The following is a 22,970-nucleotide window of genomic DNA, read 5'->3' on the forward strand; positions in this document are numbered from 1 at the left end:
CCGGCCTGTCTCAGTTCGTCAGTTCACGGCGCATATAGCGGGCCGCATCGTCATAGCTCGCAAGCTTGCGATCAAGCGCGGGGTCATGCACCTCGCGAAAGCCTTGCCGCCGCCAGAAGCCGGTCGAATCGTTGACTGCGACCAGCGCCAGGCTCGTATGCCCGGTTTCGGCGGCATGACGGGCGATCTCGGTGACGATCGCGCCCGCCGCCCCGCTGCCACGCCCGGCCGGCAGCAAGGCGAGATCGTGAAGATACCAGTTCGCGACATCGTCCGGGATGGCGCCGAGCAGGGAATTCAGGGCCGGGACCGTACCCGCCGGCCAGGGATGGCTGACGAGATATCCGTGCAACGCGCCATCTTCGCCGGCCAGCACATGGCAGCCCTCCGGCGCCAGGCGCAGCCGCTCGGCGAAGACCGCCTCGTCCTCGGGATAATCCGGGTGCACGACGGCCGCGATCGCCATCACGGCCGTCAGGTCGGCCGGCGCCATGCGGCGCCAACCCGTTTCACTGGACATGAACGCTTACGCCGCGACCTTCGGGAATTTGCTGGTCCGCTTCGGGTGCCACCACTTGCCCTTGAGCACGACGCCCTCGGAGGCGATCTTGCGGTCGCCGATCAGGTGCTCGCCGACGACGTCAACATAGTCGAACTTACCTTCCTTGACCGTCAGGATCGTCGCGTCGCCGAGCGAACCGACCTTGAGCGAACCGTATTCCGGGCGCTTCAGCGCCATGGCGGCATTCACGGTCGAGGCCGCGATGACATTGTTCAGGGTCATGCCCATGCAGAGGAATTTCGACATCGTGGTGACCTGGTCATAGGCCGGGCCGTCGATGCAGAGCTTGTGCACGTCAGACGAGATCACGTCCGGCTCGAAGCCATTGGCGAGCATGGCGCGGGTGGTCTTGAACGAGAACGAGCCCTTGCCGTGGCCGATATCGAAGATGACGCCGCGCTTGCGGGCGGCCAGCACCTCGGGCTTCACCGTGCCCTGCGCAGTCGCGGGCGCGTTCGGGAAGGGGCGGAAGGCGTGGGTCAGCACGTCGCCCGGCCGCAGCATGCCGATGACTTCCTCATAGGACGGCGGCGGATGGTCGATATGGCACATCAAGGGCATGCCGACCTCGTTGGCGACCTGCAGCGCGATGTTCAGCGGCACGGTGCCGGACGTACCGGAAGCATGCAGGCCGACGCGGACCTTGATGCCGACGATCAGGTCGCGGTTCTTGTCGGCGACCTCGGCGCAGTCGATAGGGTTCATCAGGCGCAGGTCGCCGCTCTCGCCGACCATGACGCGGTGGTCGAAGCCGTAGATGCCGGCATGCGAGACGTGGAGATAGGCGAGGATGCGGGCCTGGCTCTGCTCGATGACATGCTTGCGGAAGCCCGGCCAGTTGCCGGGGCCGGCCGAGCCGGTATCGACCGAGGTGGTGACACCGGAGAGCCGGCAGAACTCGTCGGCGTCGATGCCGAGCGAGGTGCCGCCCCAGTAGACATGGGTGTGCAGGTCGATCAGGCCGGGCGAGACGATGTAGCCGGAGACGTCGCGGATCTCCTTGGCGCCCTTCAGGTCCTTGCCGAAGCCGGACACCTTGCCGTCCGTGAAGGCGACATCGAGGATGCCGTCATGCTTCTGGGAGGGGTCGATGACGCGACCGCCCTTCAGGATGAGATCGTGGGTCACTTTTTTGTCCTCTGGAGGCTGATCAAATCGGGGAGACGGCGCCCTTGCGCTCGACGATCAGGCCGTAGGCCTGAGGCTCGCGATGCCGGGCGAAATTGAAGGTCGAGGCCTTGTAGCTCTTGCCGAGGTCCATGTCGCAACGGGCGACGACGAGTTCATCGCCCTCGGTCACGGCCTGCGCCACCACTTCGCCGGTCGGCGCGATGATGCAGGAGCCGCCGATCTGGTCGACGCCGGCCTCCAGCCCCGCCTTGGCGACGCCGACGACCCAGGTGGCGTTCTGGTAGGCGCCCGCCTGCATCACGAGCTGATTGTGGAAGTTGCCGAGCCGGTCATGGTCCGGCGCCGGCGGGTTGTGCTTGGGCGTGTTGTAGCCGAGCACGATCAGTTCGACGTCCTGCAGGCCCATCGAGCGATAGCTCTCCGGCCAGCGGCGGTCGTTGCAGATCATCATGCCGATATTGGCGTCCATCGTCCGCCAGACCGGCCAGCCGAGCTCGCCGGTCTCGAAATAGCGCTTCTCCAGGTTCTGGAAGGGCGCGGCGGGGCGGTGCTCCGGATGGCCCGGCAGATGGATTTTGCGGTACTTGCCGACGATCGCGCCCGACTTGTCGACGAGGATCGCGGTGTTGAAGCGGCGCTTGCGGCCCTGCTCGAAGGCGAGCTCGCAATAGCCGAGGTGGAAGCCGATGCCGAGGCGCTTGCTCTCCTCGAAGAGCGGCGCCGTCTCATTCGAGGGCATGGCGCTTTCGAAATGGCTGTCGATCTCGGCTTCGTCGTCGATCCACCAATGCGGGAAGAAGGCGGTGAGCGCAGCTTCCGGGTAGACGACGAGATCGGCGCCGTGGCTCTTCGCCTGCCGCATCAGCTCGATCATGCGGGCAACCGCCGAGGCGCGGCTCTCATCGCGCTGGATGGGGCCGAGCTGGGCGGCGGCGACGGTCAGGATTCGGGTCACGTCATAGGCTCCGGATGAGGTTCACCCTCAAGGGCAAGGCTTTCAAGCACTGAGCCGGCGCGTCAAGCGCCGGCAATGCGGGGCGTGGGTTGTCCCAGCTGCGGGGCAGGCCCTCAGAGAGTCTTGGCGAGCCGCGGATCGAGCGAGTCGCGCAGGCCGTCGCCGAGCAGGTTCACCGCAAGCACGGTGATCGAGAGGAACACGGCCGGGAACAGGATGATGTGCGGCCGAACCTGCCAGAGCGCTCTGCCCTCGGCCATGATGTTGCCCCAGGATGGCGTCGCCGGCGGCACGCCCGCGCCGATGAAGGACAGGATCGCCTCGACGATCATGGCGCTGGCGCAGATATAGGTCGCCTGGACGCTCATCGGTGCGAAGGTGTTGGGCAGGATATGGCGCCAGATGATACGCGGCACGCGCGCACCGTTGGCCACCGCCGCCTCGACATAGGGCTGCTCGCGCAAGGACAGCACGACGCCGCGCACGAGGCGCGCCACGCGCGGAATCTCGGCGACGGTGATGGCGATGATCACGTTCTGGATCGAGCCGCGCGTGAGCGCCATCAGGGCGATGGCGAGCAGGATCGGCGGGATCGACATCATGCCGTCGATGATGCGCATGATGATGCCGTCGGCCCAGCGCACGAAGCCGGCGAAGAGGCCGATGGTGAGCCCGATGATCGAGGACAGGACCGCGACGCTGAAGCCCACGAGCAGCGACACGCGAGCGCCGTAAACCACGCGCGAATAGACGTCGCGGCCGAGCATGTCGGTGCCGAACCAGTAGAGCTCGGACGGTACGCGGGTACGCCGCGACGGCGCGATCGCGGTCGGGTCGGTGGTCCAGAGCAGCGGCGCGAAAATGCCGATCAGCGCCATCAGGATCAGGAGCCCGCCGCCGATCGCCACCGAAGGATGGCGACGCAGATAGCGGCGGAAGCGGGCGGCGCGGCTCAGTTCAGCCTTTGCCGGTTCGGCGGCAGGCGCCGCGAGGGTCGATGAAGCGGTCAATAGCGGATCCTCGGGTCGACGAGGGTATAGGTCAGGTCGATCAGCAGGTTCACGAGCACGTAGACCAGGCTGAACATGAGCACGACGCCCTGGATGACGGGGTAGTCGCGCCGCAGGATGGCATCGACCGTGAGCCGGCCGAGGCCGGGAATGGCGAAGACGCTCTCGGTGACGACGGCGCCGCCGATCAAGAGCGCGATGCCGATGCCGATGATGGTGACGATCGGCACCGCGGCGTTCTTCAGCGAATGCAGGAAGAGCACGTCCTTCTGCGTCACGCCCTTGGCCTGGGCGGTGCGGACATAGTCCTGCTGCAGCACCTCGAGCATGGTCGCGCGGGTGATGCGCGCGATCAGCGCGATGTAGACGAGACCGAGCGTGACGGCCGGCAGGATCAGGTTCCTGAGCCAGGGCCAGAAGCCCTGCGAGAACGGCGTGTAGCCCTGCACCGGCAGCCAGTCGAGCTTGAGCGCGAAGAAATAGGCGAGCAGGTAGCCGACGACGAAGACCGGCACCGAGAAGCCGAGCACGGCGAAGCCCATCGCCGCCTTGTCGACCCAGCTTCCGGCCTTCCAGGCCGCGACCACGCCCATCGGCACCGCGACCACGACGGCGAAGATCAGCGTCAACACCATCAGGGAGAGCGTCGGCTCGATGCGCTGCGCGATGAGCTGCGTCACCGGGAGGTTGGTGAAGATCGAGGTGCCGAGATCGCCCTGGATCACGCGGAAGGACCATTCGGCGAAACGGACCAGATAGGGTCGGTCCAGGCCGAGGCTGGCGCGGATGCGCTCGACATCGGCCGGCGACGCCTGGTCACCGGCGATGATGGCGGCGGGATCGCCGGGCGCGACATAGAGCAACGAAAAGACGAACAGCGCCACGAAGGCCATCACGGGGATGGTCGTGACGATGCGCCTGACGACGAAAGCAAGCATAGGGCAGTCGGACCTCGTTCACGGCGAATCCAGGAGCCGCGGCCCGGACTTCTTCCAGGTCGCGACGAAGCGAGGCAGCAGAGCCGAGCGGACTCCGCAAAGGCGGAGCGGCCTTGCCGCTCCGCGCGAGGCGATCAGCCCTTCTTGACGTCCCAGAAGAACGGCAGCGGCCCGCTGACCACGCCGGTGACGTTCTTCCGCCAGGCCTGGTAGCTGAGGTAGAAGCCGGTCGGCGCGAAGACGACGTTCTCGACCGCCGCCTTGTTGAGCCGAGCCAGTGCCGCCTTCTCCTCGGCGAGGTCTTTGGCGTTGAACCAGTTGGTCACCTCGGTCTCGACCGAAGGCACGTCCGGCCAGCCGAACCAGGCCTTGTCGCCATTGGCGCGAATCGCTGTGTAGGCGGCGGGATTGGTGCAGTCGGCGCCGGCGTGCCAGGTGTGGAACATGCTCCAGCCGCCCTGGCCCGGAGGCGTCTTCTGGGCGCGGCGGGAACCGACCGTGCCCCAGTCGGTGGCGACGAAGTCGACGTTCATGCCGATGCTCTTGAGCAGCGAGGCGGTGACGTCGCCCATCGACTTGGTCGCGGCCATGTCCTGCGCGACGACGCAGACCACCGGCTCGCCCTTGTAGCCGGCCTCGGCGAGGAGCTTCTTGGCTTCGGCGACATTGCGCTTCTTCAGGATGTCGCCGCCTTCCTCGGTGTAGAGCGGCGTGCCCGGGGTGAAGAAGCCCGGCAGCGGCTTCCAGAGCTTGTCGTCATCGCCGACGACGGCGCGCATGTAGTCTTCCTGGTTCAGCGCCGTCAGCACGGCCTGACGCACCTTCACGTTGTTGAAGGGCGGGAACAGGTGGTTCATGCGGAAGGCGCCGACATTGCCCAGGGGATCGCCGATATCGACATTGATGTCCTTGTGGCCCTTCAGCACCGGCACGAGATCGGCGAGCGGAGTCTCCCACCAGTCGACCTCGCCGTTCTGGAGGGCGGCAGCGGCGGTCGCCGGATCGGGCATGATGACCCATTCGATCCGGTCGACGAGGATGTTCTTGCCGCCGGCGAGCCAGTCCGCCTTTTCGGAGCGGGGCTTGTAGTCGGCGAATTTCTCGAACACCGCCTTGGCGCCCGGCACCCAGTCGCTGCGCATGAACTTCATCGGCCCGGAGCCGATATATTCGGTGATCTGCGTGAACGGGTCGGTCTTGGCGATGCGCTCGGGCATCACGAAGGAACAGGGCGCGTTGTTCTTGGCCAGCGCCAGCAGCATCTTCGGGAAGGGCTGCTTCAGCGACCATTTCCAGGTTAGCTCATCGACGGGCGCGAGCTCTACCTGTATGGCCCGGAGCATCAGGCCCATCGGATCGCGCGCCGACCAGCGCACGAGGCTGGCGACCACGTCCTTGGAGGTGACCGGCGTGCCGTCATGGAACTTGAGGCCGGAGCGCAGCTTGAAGGTCCAGTTCAGGCCGTCGGAGGAAACCTCCTCGCTCTCGACCATCTGGCGCTGCGGCTGGAACTTGGAATCGATGCCGTAGAGCGTGTCCCAGACCAGCGCCGCGGCGTTGCGGACGACGTATTGCGTTCCCCAGATCGGGTCGAAATTGGCGAGATTGGCCTGCGGTACGAAGCGTAGCGTCTTGGTTGGACTTTGCGCGAGGGCCGGCATCGCCAGCCCGCCGGTCGCGGCAGCCATGCCGGCGCCCGTCGCGGATTTCAGAAACGTCCTGCGATCCATCATGCTCTCCCCTGAAGCGGCGCCTCTGAACGGGCTGCCTTGGCGCGAGTTTGGGCAGAAAAACTCCGCCTGACAACACGCCTCAGCACCCGATCAGGGCTGTCCAACCGCCTGCACGGTTCGTGCCAGACGGAACTTCTGGGGGGGAGAACCCGGTGTTTCGGCTCCGGACGGGCTTTTTCGGCCCGTTCCGGGAAAAGCGAAAAATATTCGCGCCTAAATCGGTTTGACCGGCTCATCGACCCGCGCGAAGGGCCGCGCCTGTTCGAAGGCCGCCGCCGCCCGCAGCACGAGCGCATCCTTGCCGAAGGCCCCGACGATCTGGAGGCCCGCGGGCAGCCCTGCTTTCGTCAGGCCGCAAGGCACCGAGACCGCCGGCTGCTCAGTGATGTTGAAGGGATAGGTGAAGGGGGTCCAGCGCGTCCAGTCGTCGCCATAAGCGCCATGTTCGGGCGTATCGCGCCCGACCGCGAAGGCCGGCAGCGGCAGGGTCGGCGTCAGCAGCAGGTCGTAGCGCTGGTGGAACTGCGCCATCTTGTAGGCCAACGCGTTGCGCCGGTTCAGGAGCGCGTCGACATAGGCCGAGGCCGGGATGCGCTCGCCCTGCTCCGCCACCGCGACGAGGCCCGGGTCCATCTGCTTGCGGCCGGCCGTATCGATGCTCTTCAAGGCCAGCGCCGCGCCGGAGGACCAGAGCGTCATCAGAATCTCGATGGGATCATCGAAGCCGGGATCGACCTCCTCCACCGTCGCGCCGAGTTCGGCGAAGGCCTGGGCGGCGGCGGCCGTCAGGGCGGCGATCTCGGGATCGACGGTCACGTCCTGGCCGAGACGCGGCGACCAGGCGACGCGCAGGCCCCGCATGCTGCCCTTGAGCCCGTCGACATAATCCGGCGGGCGGTCCGTCAGCGCAGTCATGTCGCGCGCATCGGGCTGCCCGATCACCTTCATCGCGAGCGCGGTATCCGTGACGGTACGGGTCAGCGGCCCGAGATGGGCGAGGAAACCCATGACCGAGATCGGCCAGGCCGGCACGCGGCCATAGCTCGGCTTCAGGCCGACGACGCCGGTGAAGGCGGCGGGGATACGGATCGAGCCTGCCCCGTCCGTACCCATATGGAGACAGCCGAGATTGAGCGCGGCGCAGACCGCGGCGCCGGAGGAGGAGCCGCCCGGCCCCGTGCCAGTGTTCCAGGGATTGCGGGTTATACCGGTCAGCGGGGAATCGCCGACGCCCTTCCAGCCATATTCCGGCATGGTGGTCTTGCCGAGGAAGACCGTTCCGGCCTCGCGCAGCCTTGCCGTGATCGGCGAATCCTCGGCGAAGGGCGCATCCGAGGCGATGGCCGAGCCGCGCTGCATCGACCAGCCCGCGACGCCGAGATTGTCCTTGATCGTCACCGGCACGCCGTCGAGCGGGCCGATCGCCTCGCCGTTCAGCCAGCGTGCCTGCGAGGCCTCGGCCATGGCGAGCGTCAACGCCTCGTCACGGACCGCGAAGGCGTTGACCGCGGGCTCGAAGCGCTCGATGCGGGCGAGCGTATCCTTCGCGACCTCGACGGGAGACAGCTGCTTGCTGGCGTAGAGCGGGCCGAGTTCGGCGGCGGAAAGCGAGGCGATCGACGACATACGGGGACCTCTCAGGCGTTGGCGACGCGCCAGGCGGTGGTGAGTAGGATGTTGGCGCCGGCGACCATGTCGTCATCGGTGCTGAACTCGGCCGGATTGTGCGAGAGACCACCGATCGAGGGGATGAACACCATCGCCGTCGGGCAGAGCCGCGCCATCATCTGCGCGTCGTGGCCCGCGCCGGAGATCATGCGGCGGACGGCCAAGCCGAACTCGCCGGCGCTGCGCTCGACCTCGGCAATGATCTCCTCGGCGAAGGGCGTCGCGGGGAAGCGGGCGAGGTCGCGGAAGGAGATCTCGATGCCGTCGCGCTCGGCGAGTTCGGCGCAGAAGGCTCGCACCGCCGCCTCTGCCTGAGCCAGCGGCGCATCGAGCGGGTTGCGCAGGTCGAGCGTCATCACCACCGTCTCGGGCACGACGTTGACGTTGCCGGGCTGGACGCGGATGACGCCGCTATTGGCGAGCTGGTTGGGGATGGTCTTGGTCAGTTCGTTGGCGAAGATATTGATGCGCGCGGCGGCAAGGCCGGGGTCCTTGCGATAGGCCATCGGCGTCGTGCCGGCGTGGCTCGGGCGGCCCTTCAGAGTCAGTTCCAGCCAGCAGATGCCCTGGATGCCGGTGACCGCGCCGAGCCCGCCGCCTTCGTTCTCAAGGATCGGCCCCTGCTCGATATGCATCTCGATATAAGCGTGCGCCGGCAGGAAGCCCGGCTTCTCCGCGCCCTCATAACCGATGCGCTTCAGTTCGGCGCCGAGCCCGATGCCGTCGGAATCGACCTCCCTGTGCGCCGCCTCGACACTCATGCCACCGGCCCAGACATAGGAGCCGAGCATGTCGGGGTGGAAGCGCGCGCCCTCCTCGTTGGTGAAGGCGATCACCGCCATGTCTCGCTTCGGCGTCAGGCCGGCATCGCGCAAAGCCGCGAGAACCTCGACGCCCGCGACGACGCCGAGCGCACCGTCGAAGCGCCCGCCGGTGCCGACCGTGTCGATATGCGAGCCCATGATGACGGCCGGGCCGTCCTCAAGCCCCTTGAGAATGCCGACGATATTGCCGATGGCGTCGACGCGGGTATCGAGGCCGAGCGCCTTCATCTGGGCGACGAGCCAGTCGCGCCCCTGCCTGTCCTCGTCGGTCAGGGCGAGGCGCCGGCAGCCGCCTTCCGGCGTGGCGCCGATCTTCGAGAGTTCTGCCAGCCGTGAGGTCAGCCTCGCGCCGTCGATCCTCAGATTGGTGCTCATCGCCTCAGGCCCTCCATCGTCTGCGAGGCAAGATGCAGACCGCGGCGGCGCTTGTCGACCCGCGTCCAGCGCATCGGCTCCGGACGGTGGAGCGCGTGGCAACGGCTATTTCGATACTCCGATCGGCGGTAGAAGCGGCGCCCCATGTCCGAGATCGCCGAATCCCGTCCGCATCACTCCTGGCTCACCGAGGCGCGCGCCATGCTGGCCCTGAGCTGGCCGATGGTGCTGACCAATGTCGCGCAGACGGCGATGACGGCGACCGACGTCATCATGATGGGCCATCTCGGCCCGGACGCGCTGGCGGCCGGCGCGCTCGGCACCAATCTCTACAATGCCGTCCTGATCTTCGGCATCGGCGTGATGGGCGCGGTCTCGCCGATGATCGCGATCGAGCTCGGCCGCAACAAGCATGCGGTGCGTGACCTGCGTCGCACGGTCCGGCAGGGCTTCTGGGCCGCCGCCACCATGGTCGGGCCGATGTGGCTCTTCCTCTGGCAGGCCGAGTTCATCCTGAGGGCGATGGGGCAGGACCCCGTCCTGTCCAAGGCCGCCGCGTCCTATGTCCACACGCTGCAATGGGGGCTGCTGCCCTTCTTCCTCTATCTGTGCCTGCGTGGCTTCGTCGCCGCGCTCCTGCGGCCGCGCTGGGCCTTCATCGTCGTGCTGTTCGCGCTGGTGTTCAATGCCTTCGCCAACTGGTGCCTGATGTTTGGGCGGCTCGGCTTCCCGGCGCTCGGCCTGCCCGGCTCGGGACTGGCGACGGCCCTGTCATCGGCGCTGATGTTCGCGGGGCTTGCGCTCGTCGTCTCGCTCGACAGGCGCTTCCGGCGCTATCATCTGCTCGGCCGCTTCTGGGTGCCCGACTGGCCGCGCTACCGCGCCTTCTGGCGCCTCGGCCTACCGATCGGCCTGACGCTCGCCTTTGAGGTCGTCATCTTCAACGGCGCCGCCTTCCTGATGGGGCTGATCGGCGCATCCTCGCTGGCTGCCCATGCCATCGCGATCCAGATCGCCTCGCTGACTTTCATGGTGCCCCTCGGCATCGGCCAGGCGGGTACCGTCCGCGTCGGTCGCGCTTTCGGCGCCGGCGACAAGGAGGGCATCCGCAGAGCCGGCACGATGGCCCTGATCCTCGCGCTGAGCTTCATGACATTTACGGCCCTGCTGATGGCGGTCGTACCGGAATGGCTGGTCGCGCCCTTCCTCGACCGCTCCAAGCCCGGCGCGGAAGCGGTCGCAGAGCTGGCGATGCTCTTCCTGTTCTACGCCGCCGTGTTCCAGATCGTCGATGGCGCGCAGGTCATCGGCTCCTCGATCCTGCGCGGACTCGGCGATACGCGCCTGCCGATGATCCTCGCCGGCATCGGTTACTGGGGCATCGGCCTGCCGCTTTCGGCCGCACTGGGTTTCCTGACGCCACTCGCCGGCCGCGGCATCTGGATCGGGCTGGCGATCGGGCTGACCGTGGTCTCGGTGATGATGCTCTGGCGCTGGTGGGCCCGCGAAAGGCTGGGCCTGCTCAAGTGGGGACTACACGAAGCAACCTGAGCCGCGAGCAGGTTCGCCCGAGCCGCTCACCCGCCTGTTGCCGAACGGCAACAGCGTTGCACGGACACAATTTGGCCATCTCCTGTTCACCCCAAGGCCATCTCGGCCACCTTGAACGGGGGTCATCAACGGCGCATGGAACCACCGCGCCGTTCCGCCGTTCATTCATGCCTATAACGCCGAGTTGTCCGTCGATGTCCCCCGTCCGTCCGTCCGCCTCTCTCCTCGCCCGGCCGACCCGCCGCGTCTTCGCGGCTCTCAGCCCGCTCTTCCTGGCGGCCTGCGTCAGCCAGCGCCAGCAGCCCGTCCAGACCGCTGCGTATCAGGGGCCGCATATCAGCGCCGAATATCTGGCGATGTATGGCGAGCGGCCGGATGAGAAGCACCCGCTGCCCGCGACGGATCTCTCCGAGGTCGAGCCGCAGTTCCTGCGCCGCATCGTCTCCTACCAGACCCGCGAGCAGCCCGGCACGATCGTCATCGACACCGACGCCCGCTATCTGTACCTCGTGATGGAAGGCGGTCGCGCCGTCCGTTACGGCATCGGCGTCGGCAAGCAGGGCATGTCCTGGCGTGGCCGCGCCACGGTCGCCCGCAAGGCGCAGTGGCCGCGCTGGACCCCGACCCCGGCGATGATCGCCCGCGAGCCGGAGCGGAACCGCCCTTGGGCCGGCGGCATGGCCGGCGGCATCGAGAACCCGCTCGGCGCCCGCGCGCTCTATCTTTACCAGGGCGGCCGCGACACGCTCTATCGCATCCATGGCACCTCCGAGCCGTGGTCGATCGGCAAGTCGGTCTCGTCCGGCTGCATCCGCCTGTTCAACCAGGACATCATCGACCTCTACAACCGCGTCCCGAGCGGCACGACCGTCGTGGTGCTGAACCGCGGCACGCTGCAGGCGCCGACCGAGGTCGACGAGATGCCGCCGCCGGACGACGATTTCGGCAGCATCTGACGCCGACCTGATATTTATCATCGCATCGGCCCGAAAGGTGGAACACACCTTTCGGGCCGATGCGTTTCCCCGGGGCGCCGCCTTGATACCGTCACAGGCCGATCCCACCTCTTGAGCGCGGCGCAACCGCGCCGCGCAACGAGAGGAGATGACGATGACGCCGCAAGAACGCGACGTGATCGCCGGGATTTTCGACCGCCTTCGGCAGGCGGCCAACCAGCCCCGCGACCCCGAGGCTGAGAATTTCATCGCGGAACGCCTGCGCGAGCAGCCCTATGCCCCCTATGCCATGGCCCAGGCGGTCTATGTGCAGGAGCAGGCGCTCGCCAACCTGAACCAGCAGGTTGAGAGCCTGCAGGCGCAATTGCGCGCGGCACAGACGCGCGCCAGCGAGGCAGCCCAGCCGCAGGCTGGCGGGTTCCTGTCCGGCATCTTCGGCGGCGGATCGGTACCGCGCACCGGCTCGGTTCCACCCGTGCCGCCGCGCGCCGACGCTTCCGCACCGTCCGGTGCCTGGAACACCCAGCCGCAGTCGCAAGGCGCTCCCGGTCAGGCCATGCCGATGCAGGCACAGGGCCAGCCGGGCCCGTGGAGCAACCAGCCTCAGCAGCCATCGCGTGGCGGCGGCTTCATGGCGAGCGCACTGACCACGGCAGCCGGCGTCGCGGGCGGCATGATGCTCGGCAACGTGCTGACCAACGCCTTCGGCGGAGGCAGCAAACCCGCAGCCCAGACCGCGAGCGACACCGGCGCGAGCTCCGGCTCGACACCGGCTGCGCCGCAGCAGGCGGCGGACCAGAGCGCCAGCGCCCAGCCCGCGGCCGACCAGACCGCACAGGATCGCGGCTACGGCCAGGGCTATGACGGCGAGGCCAATTACCAGAACGCGAGCCATGACGACGCCGATCCCGGCTTCGACGATGGCGGCGGGGACGACGACAGCTGGGTCTGAGGACGCCCCCTCGCCCTTGACTGGCTGAGACATGAAAACGGCGGCCCGCGATGCGAGGCCGCCGTTTTTCATTCGCCGCGGATGAGGCTTGGCCTCAGATCACCAGCACCTTCGCACCGACGCGAACGCGCTCGTAGAGATCGGTGACGTCGTCATTGGTCATGCGGATGCAGCCCGAGGACACCGCCTGCCCGATCGTGTTCGGCTCATTGGTGCCGTGGATGCGGTAGAGCGTCGATCCCAGATACATGGCGCGCGCGCCCATCGGGTTGTCGGGGCCTCCGCTCATGAAGCGCGGCAGATCGGGCCGGCGCTTCAGCATCTCGGCCGGCGGCGTCCAGCTCGGCCATTCCGCCTTGCGGGTGATCGTCTTCATGCCAGCCCAGGAGAAGCCGGGCCGGCCGACGCCGATGCCGTAGCGCATCGCCCGGCCACCCGGCTGCACCAGGAAGAGGAAGCGCTGCGGCGTGTCGATGATGATCGTGCCCGGCTTGTGCGGGCCGTCATAGGCGACTTCCTGCTTGCGGAAGCGCGGATCGACGATGTGCTGGATGCCCTGCTGCGGCTCGACAGGCTCGCCGAGCGCGGCCATGCGGCGGCCGGCGCGCGGCTGGCGCGCCGCCTCGAACGGGTCGGTCTCGTAGCCGCCTTGCGGCTGCATGCGCTGGCCATAGGCATAGCCGCCGGGGCGGTTATAGACCGCGCCGCCACGGCCTGCCGGCGTCGGATCGCGACCGGTCATCAGCATCTCGATGAAACCACCGCCATAATTGCCGCGCCCGCCGCCGGACGCCATCGGGTCGTTCGGCGCGGCATAGCCGTAATTCTGGCGATAGCCCTGCGCGAGGGCCGGCCCGGCCAGGGCCAGGGCTCCGGCCGCGGCGAGGAGCGGAAGGAATATCTTGCGACGCATGACTCAGGCACTCTCGACATCGACTGCCGGAAAGCCTGCGGCGCGCCCTCAAAGGAATGGTGAATCGTTGACTCTCAGGCGCTGAAATCGGCCTTAAACCGCATAATTCGCGGAATTAACCTTAGCGAGCGGTCAAGCGACAGGGTGAAGGAAACCTTGTCGGCTCCAGCCTCACCGGCGCACGGAGCGCCGGGCGAGCCAGCGCAGCTTCAGGCCGGTACGCCAGCGGCCGACATCGCAGGCCAGGATCACCGCCGCATACACCAACCCGCCGAGCCCGATCTGGAGCGACAGCTCCAGCGCCGCCGGAAGCGTGCCGCGCAGCGGCCAGATCGCGAGCCCCATCACGGCACCGGCGACGAGGATGCAAGCGATTTCGCGCAGCGGCGGCAAGGCCGGAAGCGCGCGCAACGCCACCACCGCCGTGACCAGCAGCGCCGTCAGATAGGCCGCGCTCTGCGCGACCGCGACCGTCGCCGGCTCAAGTGCGCCCGGCAGCGCGAAGATGATGGCGAGATCGACGATGAGCCCCGCCAGGGCGGCGAGCGCGGCGATGAGCGTGCGTTTCGCCAGCAGAAAGACCGGCGCGAGCGCAGCCTGGAACAGTGCAATAGCGGCGAAACCCGGCAGGAGCAGTGCCATATGCCCTGCGAAATGGCCGCGGAAACCTTGCGGGACGAAGAGACGTTCAAAGGATGGCAGGATCAGCCAGAAGCCGAGTGCCACCGGCAGCACGCAGGCGACCACGACGACCATGTTGCGGGCGATGCGCTTCTGCGCCGCGACGCGTCCGCGCGTCTCGTCGAGGCGGATGACTTCGCGCAGCAGCACGATCTCCAGCATCGAGGCCAGCACGGGGAAGAGCCGCAGGCCGATATCCGAGGCCAGCGAGAAATAGCCAGCCTCGGCAAAGCCGTGGCTCTCGGCGAGAATCGCGCGGTTGAGGAGCGGGATCGTCGCATAGACCGCATTGCCCGCGACCAGCGGCAGGGCGTAGCGCGCGAAATTGCGCATCAAATCGCTCCGCAGCGCGCCCGATACCGGTCTCGCATCGGCCAGCCGGCCGCGATTGGCGAGAACAGCAGCAACCGCGCTGAGCACGCCGCCGAGCAGGACAATGGCCGGATCACGGGTCCACCAGGCGCCGCCGACCATCAAGATCAGAGCCGCAACGCTCCGGACGAGGACGAGCCGGGCATAGGCCGCATCGAGGAAGCGGGCGCGGGCGATGGCCGCGTGATAGTCGAACCAGCCGGCAGCGATGCCGCCCGCGACCGAGACCATCAGCAGCGCCGCCGGCAACCTGGCATCGACGCCTGCGAGCATCGCGGCGGCGAGAAGCGCGCAAAGCGACAGGCTGACGCCGGCAAAGAGCAGGTCGAGCGTCGCCCGGATGCCGGGATCACTCTCGCGACTCTGGAGCGAATAGAAGCGGACGACCGAGAGCTTCAGCCAGTCGAGCAGCGCCGTGTTGACGAGCACGACAGTGGCGGCGCCGATGGCGTAGAGCCCGAAGGCCTCCGGGCCGAGGAACAGGGCGACGAGCAGCCCGAGGACGAAGTTCAGCCCGGCATTGACGATGAAGGGCAGAAGAACGGTCATCGTGCCTTCGCCAATCCGTCCGATCCACATGAGGCCAGGATGGAAGCGCCCGACTCAAGCCAAGCGCGCGCCTTCCGGGATCGGGGTAGCCGGACACGGCGGGTTTTCCAAGGGGGCGGTCGCGGCACCCGGTCCTCCGTCGCCCGTGCCCTGCCGCCACGGCATTACCCGATGCCGTTTCCGCATCTGTACGACGGCAGAATTTGACCCTAAGGCAAGTACCATGACCCCGCCTATCCGGCTTGCCCGCGACGACGATTCCGGCCCCCTCTCCGCCCTCATTGCGGCGAGTTTCGCCGAGTATCCGGGCTGCGTCTTCGTCGAGGACGAGTTGCCCGAATTGCGCCGGCCGGCTTCCTATTTCGCAGCCAAGGGCGGCGTGCTCTGGATCGTGGATGGGCCGGACGGGCGTATCGCCGGCTCGCTTGGTGTCACCCCGGTGCCCGAGCAGAACGCCGTCGAGCTCGCCAAGGTCTATGTCGACCCCGCCTTCCGCGGCGCTGGACTGGCGCAGGCACTGTTCGCCAAGGCGCTGGACTTCGCGGAACAGGGCGGCTTCGGCGAGATGGTGCTGTGGTCGGATACCCGTTTCGCGCGTGGCCATCGCTTCTACGAGAAGCTCGGCTTCGCGCGCTGGCCGGGCGAGCGCTATCTGGGCGATGTCTCGGAAAGCTGGGAGTATCATTTCCGCAAGTCGCTTCGCGGCTCATGACCCTCTCCGTAGCCCTCCGGGCCGCACTCGGCATCGCCCTGCTCACCGCCATGGACGGGGTGATCAAGGGCCAGATGCAGCAGCACCCCTTCATCGTGGCGCTGTTCATGCGCTTCCTGATGGGCGGCATCTGCGCGCTCATCGTGCTCGCCATCGCCCGGCCGCCGCGACCAACGCAGGCCAGCCTCGTCGGCAATCTCGCGCGGGTCCCGCTGGTCGTGGTCACCGCCGGCAGCTTCTTCTATTCGGTCTCGGTGCTGCCGCTGGCGGAGGCCTTGACCCTCTCCTTCCTCGCACCGGTCTTCGTCGCGCTGCTCGGCGGGCTGCTGCTCAAGGAGAAGATCGACAGGCGCATCCTGCAGGCCCTCGGCTTCGGGATCGCCGGCATGCTGGTGATGGTCTGGCCGCGGCTGCAGGGCCATGTCAGCGGCGCCGGGCTCGGCGTCGCGGCCGCGCTGTTCTCGGCGGTCAGCTATGCCTTCAACCTGATCCTGCTCCGGCGCATCGCGGTCAGGGAGCATCCGACCGTCATCGTCGCCTTCCAGAATGTCGGGCCGGCGGTGTGTCTCGCCATCCCGGCAGCGCTTGCCTTCGTGCCGATGACACTGGCGGATCTCGCGGCCTATCTCTTCGCGGGAGCATTGGGCGTTGCAGGCCACCTCACGCTGACCTCGGCCTATGCGCGCGCCGCTGCCTCGCGCCTGGCCCCGATCGAGTACACGGCGCTGATCTGGGCGAGCCTGCTCGGCTTCTTCGTGTTCGGCGAGGTGCCGCTCTACACGACCTATCTCGGCGCATTGCTGATCGTCGCGGGCGCCATCGCCGTCAGCCGGCGCTGATTTCGCCCTTGAGGTGATAGGTCAGCGCGAGCGCGATGCAGTGGTCGAGGGCCTCGGCCGGGACAGGCTCGCCCAGACGGAAGACCAGTGCCCGCTCGCCGTCCACCTGCAAGAGGTCGGGATAGAGCTGCCGGAAGGTGTCCGCCAAGCTGGTCTGGCAATGAACGAAGAGCGCGTAGGCCTCAGGCTCGTTCCGCAGCGGACCGAGGCGGATCGTCGTGCCGATCCGCGGCCTGACGGGATGATAGGCCGGCTCGTTCCATTTCAGGGTTTCGGCGAGAGCGCCAATTGCGGGCGTCGCGGCTGCAACGCCGAAGATGCGCTGGCGCAGATCGAGCAGCGGACCGCGCAGTGGTGCCGGAAAGGACTGATACCGCGCCTCGACATCCGGGGCATGGAACGGAACGACGGGCATCGGGCAGCTCCTAGGAGACCATTCTCCAATAGCGCGACGGTAGGAGGCAGCCCAGTGGCCGCTCAGCCCTCTGCGCGCTTGCCCGGCAGCACCAGGCAGGTCTCGGTGCCATGCGCGAGCAGCTTGCCGCGCGCATCGACCAGCTTGCCCTCCGTCGTGACCACCGTATTGCCGCGATGGATCAGCTTGCCCTCGCAGCGCACCGGGCCGCTATCCGGCATGACCGGGCGGACATAGTTCAGCTTCATCTCCAGCGTGGTGTAGCCCTCGCCCGGCTTCAGCGTGGCATGGGCGGCGCAGGCCATGGCGGAATCGAGGATCGTCGCCGTCCAGCCGCCATGGATCGTGCCGAGCGGGTTGAAGAAGCGCGGCGATGGCGTCCCGACGAAGACCACTCTGCCCTCATCGGCCTCGACCAGCTCGAAATCCATGGCGTCGGCGAAGGGCGGCGCCGGATTGGTGCCGGCGATGATCCCGCGCAAGAAGCTCAAGCCATCACCCGCGACGAGTTCCTCGCGAGACACCACCCCAACCGCGCGCTTCATGCCGATCTCCATTCGTGTATCTGCACGATAGAGATATGGACGAGCGGTGGTCAACCAGCCTTCGTGACTTCAGCGCTCGCCGCGCGCGGCCCGGCGCAAGGCCTTGAGGCCGTCGCGGGTCTCACGCCAGCGCTCCTCGCCGAAGCCGCCCTCGATCTTGTCCTGCGCCATCCGCCAGTACGGGATCGCGGCCTCGATCGCAGCCCTGCCCTTCTCCGTCACCGCATAGACCGAGGCCCGGCCGCGACACTCCACCGGTTCGACCATGCCCTCGGCCGCGAGAAGCTGGAGGTTGCGCGTCAGCGAGGTTCGCTCCAGCGCGAAGCGTTCAGCCAACTCCGTGACCGATTTCCATTGCCCGGTTGAGAGCGCCGAGAGCAGCACGAACTGCGTGATCTTGAGACCGCTCGGGCGCATCGCCTCGTCATAGGCCCGCGTCACGGCGCGTGCGGTCATGCGGACGTGCAGCGCCACGCAGGAGCGGGCGATGGCGTCGAGGCGCGGGTCGGGCGAGGGCGTCGTCATTCCGCCATGTTAGCGTGTTCAAGCGCTGCTGCCAGCAGGCCTGAAGCGACCTGCGACACCGCATCCGCCGCCGTTCACTTTATCGCCGGGTGCTTCCTTGACTCTCCGTACCCCCGCGCCTATCTCCGCTGGCATCTGTTAGCACTCTCACTTGGTGACTGCTAACAGCCTCCCCCGGGAGCCCTTCAGCGGCCCCCGAAACGAATAAGACCGAGAGGAAGACAGAACCATGAAGTTCCGTCCTTTGCATGACCGCGTCGTGGTCCGCCGCCTCGACAGCGAGGAAAAGACCAAGGGTGGCATCATCATCCCCGAGACCGCCAAGGAAAAGCCCCAGGAGGGCGAGGTCATCGCCGTCGGTTCCGGCGCGCGTGACGAAGCCGGCAAGCTCGTCGCTCTCGACGTCAAGAAGGGCGACCGCGTCCTGTTCGGCAAGTGGTCGGGCACCGAGGTCAAGATCGATGGCCAGGATCTCCTGATCATGAAGGAATCCGACATCATGGGCGTCGTCGGCTGATAGCCGCCTGACCGCTTTCCTACCTTCCCAATTCCAGTCCAAGGAGTAGCTCTCATGGCTGCCAAAGACGTCAAATTCGGCACTGAAGCCCGCGACAAGATGCTGCGCGGCGTGGATGTCCTCGCCAATGCCGTGAAGGTCACGCTGGGTCCGAAGGGCCGCAACGTCGTGATCGAGAAGTCGTTCGGCGCTCCGCGCATCACCAAGGACGGCGTCACCGTCGCCAAGGAGATCGAACTTTCCGACAAGTTCGAGAACATGGGCGCCCAGATGGTCCGCGAAGTCGCTTCGCGCCAGAACGACCATGCCGGCGACGGCACCACCACCGCCACCGTTCTCGCCCAGGCGATCGTTCGTGAAGGCGCCAAGTCGGTTGCGGCCGGCATGAACCCGATGGACCTGAAGCGCGGCATCGATCTGGCCGTCGAGGCCATCGTCGCCGACCTCAAGAAGAACTCGAAGAAGGTCACCTCGAACGCGGAAGTCGCGCAGGTCGGCACCATCTCGGCCAACGGCGACTCGTCGGTCGGCGAGATGATCTCGAAGGCCATGCAGAAGGTCGGCAACGAGGGTGTCATCACCGTCGAGGAAGCCAAGACCGCCGACACCGAGCTCGACGTCGTCGAGGGCATGCAGTTCGACCGCGGCTACCTCTCGCCGTACTTCATCACCAACTCCGAGAAGATGATCGCGGAGCTGGACGACCCCTACATCCTCGTCTTCGAGAAGAAGCTGTCCTCGCTGCAGGCGATGCTGCCGATCCTCGAGGCCGTCGTTCAGACCGGCAAGCCGCTCCTCATCATCGCCGAGGACGTCGAGGGCGAGGCTCTGGCCACGCTCGTCGTCAACAAGCTCCGTGGCGGCCTGAAGGTCGCGGCCGTCAAGGCTCCGGGCTTCGGTGATCGCCGCAAGGCCATGCTCGAGGACATCTCGATCCTGACCGCCGGCCAGATGATCTCGGAAGACCTCGGCATCAAGCTCGAGACCGTGACGCTCAACATGCTCGGCCGCGCCAAGCGCGTGCGCATCGAGAAGGAGAACACCACGATCATCGACGGCGCCGGCAAGAAGAAGGACATCGAGGCTCGCGTCGGCCAGATCAAGGCCCAGATCGAGGAGACCTCCTCGGACTACGACCGTGAGAAGCTCCAGGAGCGTCTGGCCAAGCTCGCCGGCGGCGTCGCGGTCATCCGCGTCGGCGGCGCGACCGAGGTCGAGGTCAAGGAGAAGAAGGACCGCGTCGACGACGCCCTGAACGCCACCCGCGCTGCGGTGGAAGAAGGCATCCTTCCGGGCGGTGGCGTTGCGCTCCTGCGCGCCCTGTCCTCGGTCAAGGGCATCAAGACCCAGAACGACGACCAGAAGACCGGCGTCGAGATCGTCCGCAAGGCGATCGCCGCTCCGGCCCGCCAGATCGTCGACAACGCCGGCGATGACGGCGCGGTCGTGGTCGGCAAGCTGCTCGAGTCGAAGGAATACACCTTCGGCTACAACGCCCAGACCGGCGAGTACGGCGATCTGGTCAAGGCCGGCATCATCGACCCGACCAAGGTCGTCCGCACGGCGATCCAGGACGCGGCTTCGATCGCTGGCCTGCTGATCACCACCGAGGCGATGGTCGCTGACCTGCCGAAGAAGGACGCCCCGATGCCCCCGATGGGCGGCGGCGGCATGGGCGGCATGGACTTCTGAGGAAGTCCGGCTTCTCGAAAGCTACAAGGAAAGGCCCGGCGCAAGCCGGGCCTTTTCTCGTTTCACGGCACTGTCATCCGCCCGCCATCCAGCCGTCGTCACCGCAGCTCATCGAGGCGCTATCTCGTTCCCCGTCGCGCGGAGACAGCCATGCCGACACGCCGTTACGTTCTTGCCGGCCTCGCCGCCGGCAGCATCGCCCCCGCCTTCGCGCAGGCTTCCGACTGGCGGCAGAACATCAAGGAGGTCCGCTTCGGCGTCTCCTCCGCCGAGAACGAGGCCGGCGCCATCGCCCGGACCCAGCCGATGGTCGACTACCTGTCACAGCGGCTCGGCGTACCCGTGCGCTTCTTCCGGGTCTCGGACTACGCCGGCCTTGTCGAAGCGATGCGCGCCGACCAGGTCGATTTCGCCCGCTTCGGACCGGCGGTCTACGCGCTCGGGCGCCGTGTGCTCGGCGACAAGCTCCAGCCGCTGCTGCGCGACGTCGATAACCACGGGCAGGAAGGCTATTATTCCGTGTTGCTGGTGCGGTCGGAGAGCCCCTACCGGAGCCTTGCGGATCTCAAGGGCAAGGTGATGGCCTTCGCCGACCCGAACTCGACCTCCGGCTACGCCTTCCCCTCCTATTTCCTGCGCAAGCAGGGCATCGACCCGAAAACCCATTTCAGCGGCACGGTCTTCTCCGGCGGCCATGACAATTCGGTGCTGGCGCTGGTGCGCGGCCAGTTCGACATCGTCGCGACCCACCAGACAAATGCAGAGCACGGCGTCGCGCAAAGGCTCGCCGATCGCGGGATGATTTCGGCCGGCTCGACCCGCGTGATCTGGACATCGCCGCTGATCCCGGCCAGCCCATTCTCGACCCGCGCCAACCTGCCGCAGGGGCTGAAGGACGATTTCGTCGCCGCCATGAACGCGATGAAAGAGGCCGCTCCGGAGGCGTGGAAGAGTTTTACCGACGGCCATGTCTCGCGCTATGCGCCGGCCCGCCACGAGGATTATCTCGACGTGATCGCCGTCACCGAGGAGCTGGAGGCCCAGCGCAAGGCCCGCAGCGGCTGAGGCCAGACAGGACCATCTTCACAGCTTCCGGCGCCCATTGCTGCATCGCCATGCATTTTCCGCCTTGGCTGATGAAAGCGCAGGCAGTGCCTCCGCCGACATCCTGGCCTATACAGGCGAGAAGCGACCCCCAACGGGATCGCGCGCTAAAGTTGCATGCCGTAAGGAGATGCAGATGAACAAGTCACAATTTCTGTCGGGCGCCGCGCTGGCTGCCGCGCTCTTCCTCTCCGCCCAGACCGCACAGGCCGACATCACCATCGGCCTCGTCGCGCCGCTGACCGGCCCGGTCGCCGCCTATGGCGACCAGGTCAAGAACGGCGCCCAGACCGCGGTCGACGTGATCAACAAGGCCGGCGGCGTGCTCGGCGAGAAGCTCGTGCTGAAGCTCGCCGACGATGCCGGCGACCCGAAGCAGGGCGTCTCCTCCGCTAACCTGCTGGTCGGCGACAAGGTCAAGTTCGTGGTCGGACCGGTGACTTCCGGCGTCGCCATGGCGGTCTCGGACGTGTTTTCGGAGAGCGGCGTGCTGATGGTGACGCCGACCGCGACCTCGCCGGCGCTGACGACGCGCGGCCTGACGAACGTCTTCCGCACCTGCGGCCGCGACGACCAGCAGGCCGACATCGCCGCGACTTACGTCCTGAAGAACCTCAAGGACAAGAAGATCGCGATCGTCCACGACAAGGGCACCTACGGCAAGGGCCTGGCCGACGCCTTCCAGAAGGGTATCAATGCCGGCGGGCTCAAGGAAGTGGCGGCGCTGACCGTCAATCCCGGCGACAAGGATCTCTCTGCCGTGGTGACGCGCCTGAAGGCCGCGAATGTCGAGGCTATCTATTTCGGCGGCTACCATCCCGAGGGCGGCCTGCTCGCGCGCCAGCTCGCCGATGCCGGCGTCAAGGCGACGATCATCGGCGGCGAGGGCCTGTCCAATACCGAGTACGCGGCGATCGGTGGCGACCATGCTACCGGCACGCTCTTCACCAACGCGACCGACGCGCTGAAGAACCCCGACTCGGCCCAGGCCGTCGCGGCGCTGAAGGAGAAGGGCATCCCGCCGGAAGCCTTCACGCTCAACGCCTATGCGGCCGTCGAGGTGCTCAAGGCTGCGATCGAGAAGGCCGGCAAGCCGGGCGACGCGAACGGCGCCGCCAAGGCCCTGCAGTCCGGCATGCCGGTCAAGACGGCGATCGGCACGCTGACCTACGGCAAGACCGGCGACCTGAGCTCGCCGAGCTTCTCGATGTACAAGTGGGACGCCGGCAAGATCATCGCCGCGCTGTGATCGGCTAAAGCCGACCCTTCCAGCTTCGCGCCCCGGACGAGCCCGCTCGCCCGGGGCGCTTCGTTTCGGCTCGACGCGCGGTCCATTGCAAGAGCGCGGGTCATCCCGGACAAGCCGCGAAGCGGCACCGATCCGGGACCCATGCCGGAGCCTTTCCGATAAAGCTTCCGGCATGGATCCCGGGTCTCCCTTCGGTCGCCCG

22 protein-coding genes are annotated in these 22,970 nt (G+C 67.2%); 9 read left to right on the forward strand and 13 right to left on the reverse strand.

Translation table 11 applies throughout. The features are described from left to right. Positions 1-10: 10 nt before the first annotated feature. The 8 genes from AC6RIC_RS19460 to AC6RIC_RS19495 all read right to left on the reverse strand — a co-directional run bounded on the left by AC6RIC_RS19460 (position 11) and on the right by AC6RIC_RS19495 (position 9,196). Complete coding sequence (locus AC6RIC_RS19460) at positions 11-520, reverse strand: GNAT family N-acetyltransferase (protein ID WP_454657741.1); 510 nt, start codon at positions 518-520, stop codon at positions 11-13. Positions 521-526: 6 nt separating this feature from the next. Further along, on the reverse strand, positions 527-1,690 hold the full coding sequence (locus AC6RIC_RS19465; protein ID WP_499733553.1) for an amidohydrolase/deacetylase family metallohydrolase: 1,164 nt from the start codon (positions 1,688-1,690) through the stop codon (positions 527-529). A gap of 22 nt (positions 1,691-1,712) precedes the next feature. After that, positions 1,713-2,648, reverse strand: a complete 936-nt coding sequence (locus AC6RIC_RS19470) for an N-carbamoyl-D-amino-acid hydrolase (RefSeq protein ID WP_454657743.1) — start codon at positions 2,646-2,648, stop codon at positions 1,713-1,715. Positions 2,649-2,761: 113 nt separating this feature from the next. After that, the gene (locus AC6RIC_RS19475) at positions 2,762-3,604 is read right to left on the reverse strand and encodes an ABC transporter permease (RefSeq protein ID WP_454659022.1); all 843 of its coding nucleotides are present in this window, start codon (positions 3,602-3,604) and stop codon (positions 2,762-2,764) included. Positions 3,605-3,654: 50 nt separating this feature from the next. Next, positions 3,655-4,596 carry an ABC transporter permease gene (locus AC6RIC_RS19480; protein ID WP_454657744.1) on the reverse strand — a complete coding sequence of 314 codons (942 nt, stop codon included), beginning with the start codon at positions 4,594-4,596 and terminating at the stop codon, positions 3,655-3,657. 134 nt (positions 4,597-4,730) lie between these two features. Then, positions 4,731-6,326 carry an ABC transporter substrate-binding protein gene (locus tag AC6RIC_RS19485; protein ID WP_454657745.1) on the reverse strand — a complete coding sequence of 532 codons (1,596 nt, stop codon included), beginning with the start codon at positions 6,324-6,326 and terminating at the stop codon, positions 4,731-4,733. A 216-nt stretch (positions 6,327-6,542) separates the two neighbouring features. Beyond that, a complete protein-coding gene (locus tag AC6RIC_RS19490; protein ID WP_499733554.1) occupies positions 6,543-7,955 on the reverse strand; it encodes an amidase in 1,413 nt (470 codons plus the stop codon). An 11-nt stretch (positions 7,956-7,966) separates the two neighbouring features. Next, positions 7,967-9,196: a M20 family metallo-hydrolase gene (locus AC6RIC_RS19495; RefSeq protein ID WP_499733555.1), complete on the reverse strand. Its 1,230-nt coding sequence runs from the start codon at positions 9,194-9,196 to the stop codon at positions 7,967-7,969. Between the two features lie 144 nt (positions 9,197-9,340). Between AC6RIC_RS19495 and AC6RIC_RS19500 the strand changes: the two genes are divergently transcribed. The 3 genes from AC6RIC_RS19500 to AC6RIC_RS19510 all read left to right on the forward strand — a co-directional run bounded on the left by AC6RIC_RS19500 (position 9,341) and on the right by AC6RIC_RS19510 (position 12,655). Next, a complete protein-coding gene (locus AC6RIC_RS19500) occupies positions 9,341-10,747 on the forward strand; it encodes an MATE family efflux transporter (protein ID WP_499733556.1) in 1,407 nt (468 codons plus the stop codon). A gap of 194 nt (positions 10,748-10,941) precedes the next feature. Then, on the forward strand, positions 10,942-11,703 hold the full coding sequence (locus AC6RIC_RS19505; RefSeq protein WP_499733557.1) for a L,D-transpeptidase: 762 nt from the start codon (positions 10,942-10,944) through the stop codon (positions 11,701-11,703). Positions 11,704-11,857: 154 nt separating this feature from the next. Then, the gene (locus AC6RIC_RS19510) at positions 11,858-12,655 is read left to right on the forward strand and encodes a DUF2076 domain-containing protein (RefSeq protein WP_499733558.1); all 798 of its coding nucleotides are present in this window, start codon (positions 11,858-11,860) and stop codon (positions 12,653-12,655) included. A 94-nt stretch (positions 12,656-12,749) separates the two neighbouring features. Here AC6RIC_RS19510 and AC6RIC_RS19515 read toward each other — a convergent pair whose 3' ends face one another. Beyond that, positions 12,750-13,568, reverse strand: coding sequence for a L,D-transpeptidase (locus AC6RIC_RS19515; protein ID WP_454657751.1), 819 nt, complete (start codon positions 13,566-13,568; stop codon positions 12,750-12,752). Between the two features lie 171 nt (positions 13,569-13,739). After that, positions 13,740-15,170, reverse strand: a complete 1,431-nt coding sequence (locus tag AC6RIC_RS19520) for a lipopolysaccharide biosynthesis protein (RefSeq protein WP_499733559.1) — start codon at positions 15,168-15,170, stop codon at positions 13,740-13,742. A 223-nt stretch (positions 15,171-15,393) separates the two neighbouring features. On the opposite strand from AC6RIC_RS19520, the gene AC6RIC_RS19525 reads away from it, so the two are divergent. Both AC6RIC_RS19525 and AC6RIC_RS19530 read left to right on the forward strand, forming a co-directional pair. Continuing rightward, on the forward strand, positions 15,394-15,882 hold the full coding sequence (locus AC6RIC_RS19525; protein WP_454657753.1) for a GNAT family N-acetyltransferase: 489 nt from the start codon (positions 15,394-15,396) through the stop codon (positions 15,880-15,882). Next, complete coding sequence (locus AC6RIC_RS19530; RefSeq protein ID WP_488849411.1) at positions 15,879-16,721, forward strand: DMT family transporter; 843 nt, start codon at positions 15,879-15,881, stop codon at positions 16,719-16,721. The genes AC6RIC_RS19525 and AC6RIC_RS19530 overlap by 4 nt, the downstream gene beginning before the upstream one ends. Here the strand turns inward: AC6RIC_RS19530 and AC6RIC_RS19535 are convergent. The 3 genes from AC6RIC_RS19535 to AC6RIC_RS19545 all read right to left on the reverse strand — a co-directional run bounded on the left by AC6RIC_RS19535 (position 16,708) and on the right by AC6RIC_RS19545 (position 18,206). Then, on the reverse strand, positions 16,708-17,136 hold the full coding sequence (locus AC6RIC_RS19535) for a DUF1801 domain-containing protein (protein ID WP_454657755.1): 429 nt from the start codon (positions 17,134-17,136) through the stop codon (positions 16,708-16,710). The two genes, AC6RIC_RS19530 and AC6RIC_RS19535, sit on opposite strands and share 14 nt — an antisense overlap. A 62-nt stretch (positions 17,137-17,198) precedes the next feature. Next, positions 17,199-17,681 (reverse strand): PaaI family thioesterase, encoded by a 483-nt coding sequence (locus tag AC6RIC_RS19540; RefSeq protein WP_454657756.1) that lies wholly within the window; start codon positions 17,679-17,681, stop codon positions 17,199-17,201. Positions 17,682-17,750: 69 nt separating this feature from the next. Next, a complete protein-coding gene (locus AC6RIC_RS19545) occupies positions 17,751-18,206 on the reverse strand; it encodes a MarR family winged helix-turn-helix transcriptional regulator (protein ID WP_454657757.1) in 456 nt (151 codons plus the stop codon). A gap of 229 nt (positions 18,207-18,435) precedes the next feature. On the opposite strand from AC6RIC_RS19545, the gene groES reads away from it, so the two are divergent. The 4 genes from groES to AC6RIC_RS19565 all read left to right on the forward strand — a co-directional run bounded on the left by groES (position 18,436) and on the right by AC6RIC_RS19565 (position 22,768). Beyond that, positions 18,436-18,723 carry a co-chaperone GroES gene (groES, locus tag AC6RIC_RS19550; RefSeq protein ID WP_047576256.1) on the forward strand — a complete coding sequence of 96 codons (288 nt, stop codon included), beginning with the start codon at positions 18,436-18,438 and terminating at the stop codon, positions 18,721-18,723. A gap of 54 nt (positions 18,724-18,777) precedes the next feature. Further along, entirely contained in the window at positions 18,778-20,415 is a 1,638-nt protein-coding gene (gene groL, locus AC6RIC_RS19555; protein WP_454657758.1) for a chaperonin GroEL, read from the forward strand. A gap of 150 nt (positions 20,416-20,565) precedes the next feature. Then, a complete protein-coding gene (phnD, locus tag AC6RIC_RS19560) occupies positions 20,566-21,480 on the forward strand; it encodes a phosphate/phosphite/phosphonate ABC transporter substrate-binding protein (RefSeq protein ID WP_499733560.1) in 915 nt (304 codons plus the stop codon). Positions 21,481-21,655: 175 nt separating this feature from the next. Continuing rightward, positions 21,656-22,768, forward strand: a complete 1,113-nt coding sequence (locus AC6RIC_RS19565; RefSeq protein ID WP_499733561.1) for a branched-chain amino acid ABC transporter substrate-binding protein — start codon at positions 21,656-21,658, stop codon at positions 22,766-22,768. Positions 22,769-22,970: the final 202 nt, after the last annotated feature.

The sequence above is a fragment of the Allobosea sp. TBD101 genome, assembly GCF_059817965.1.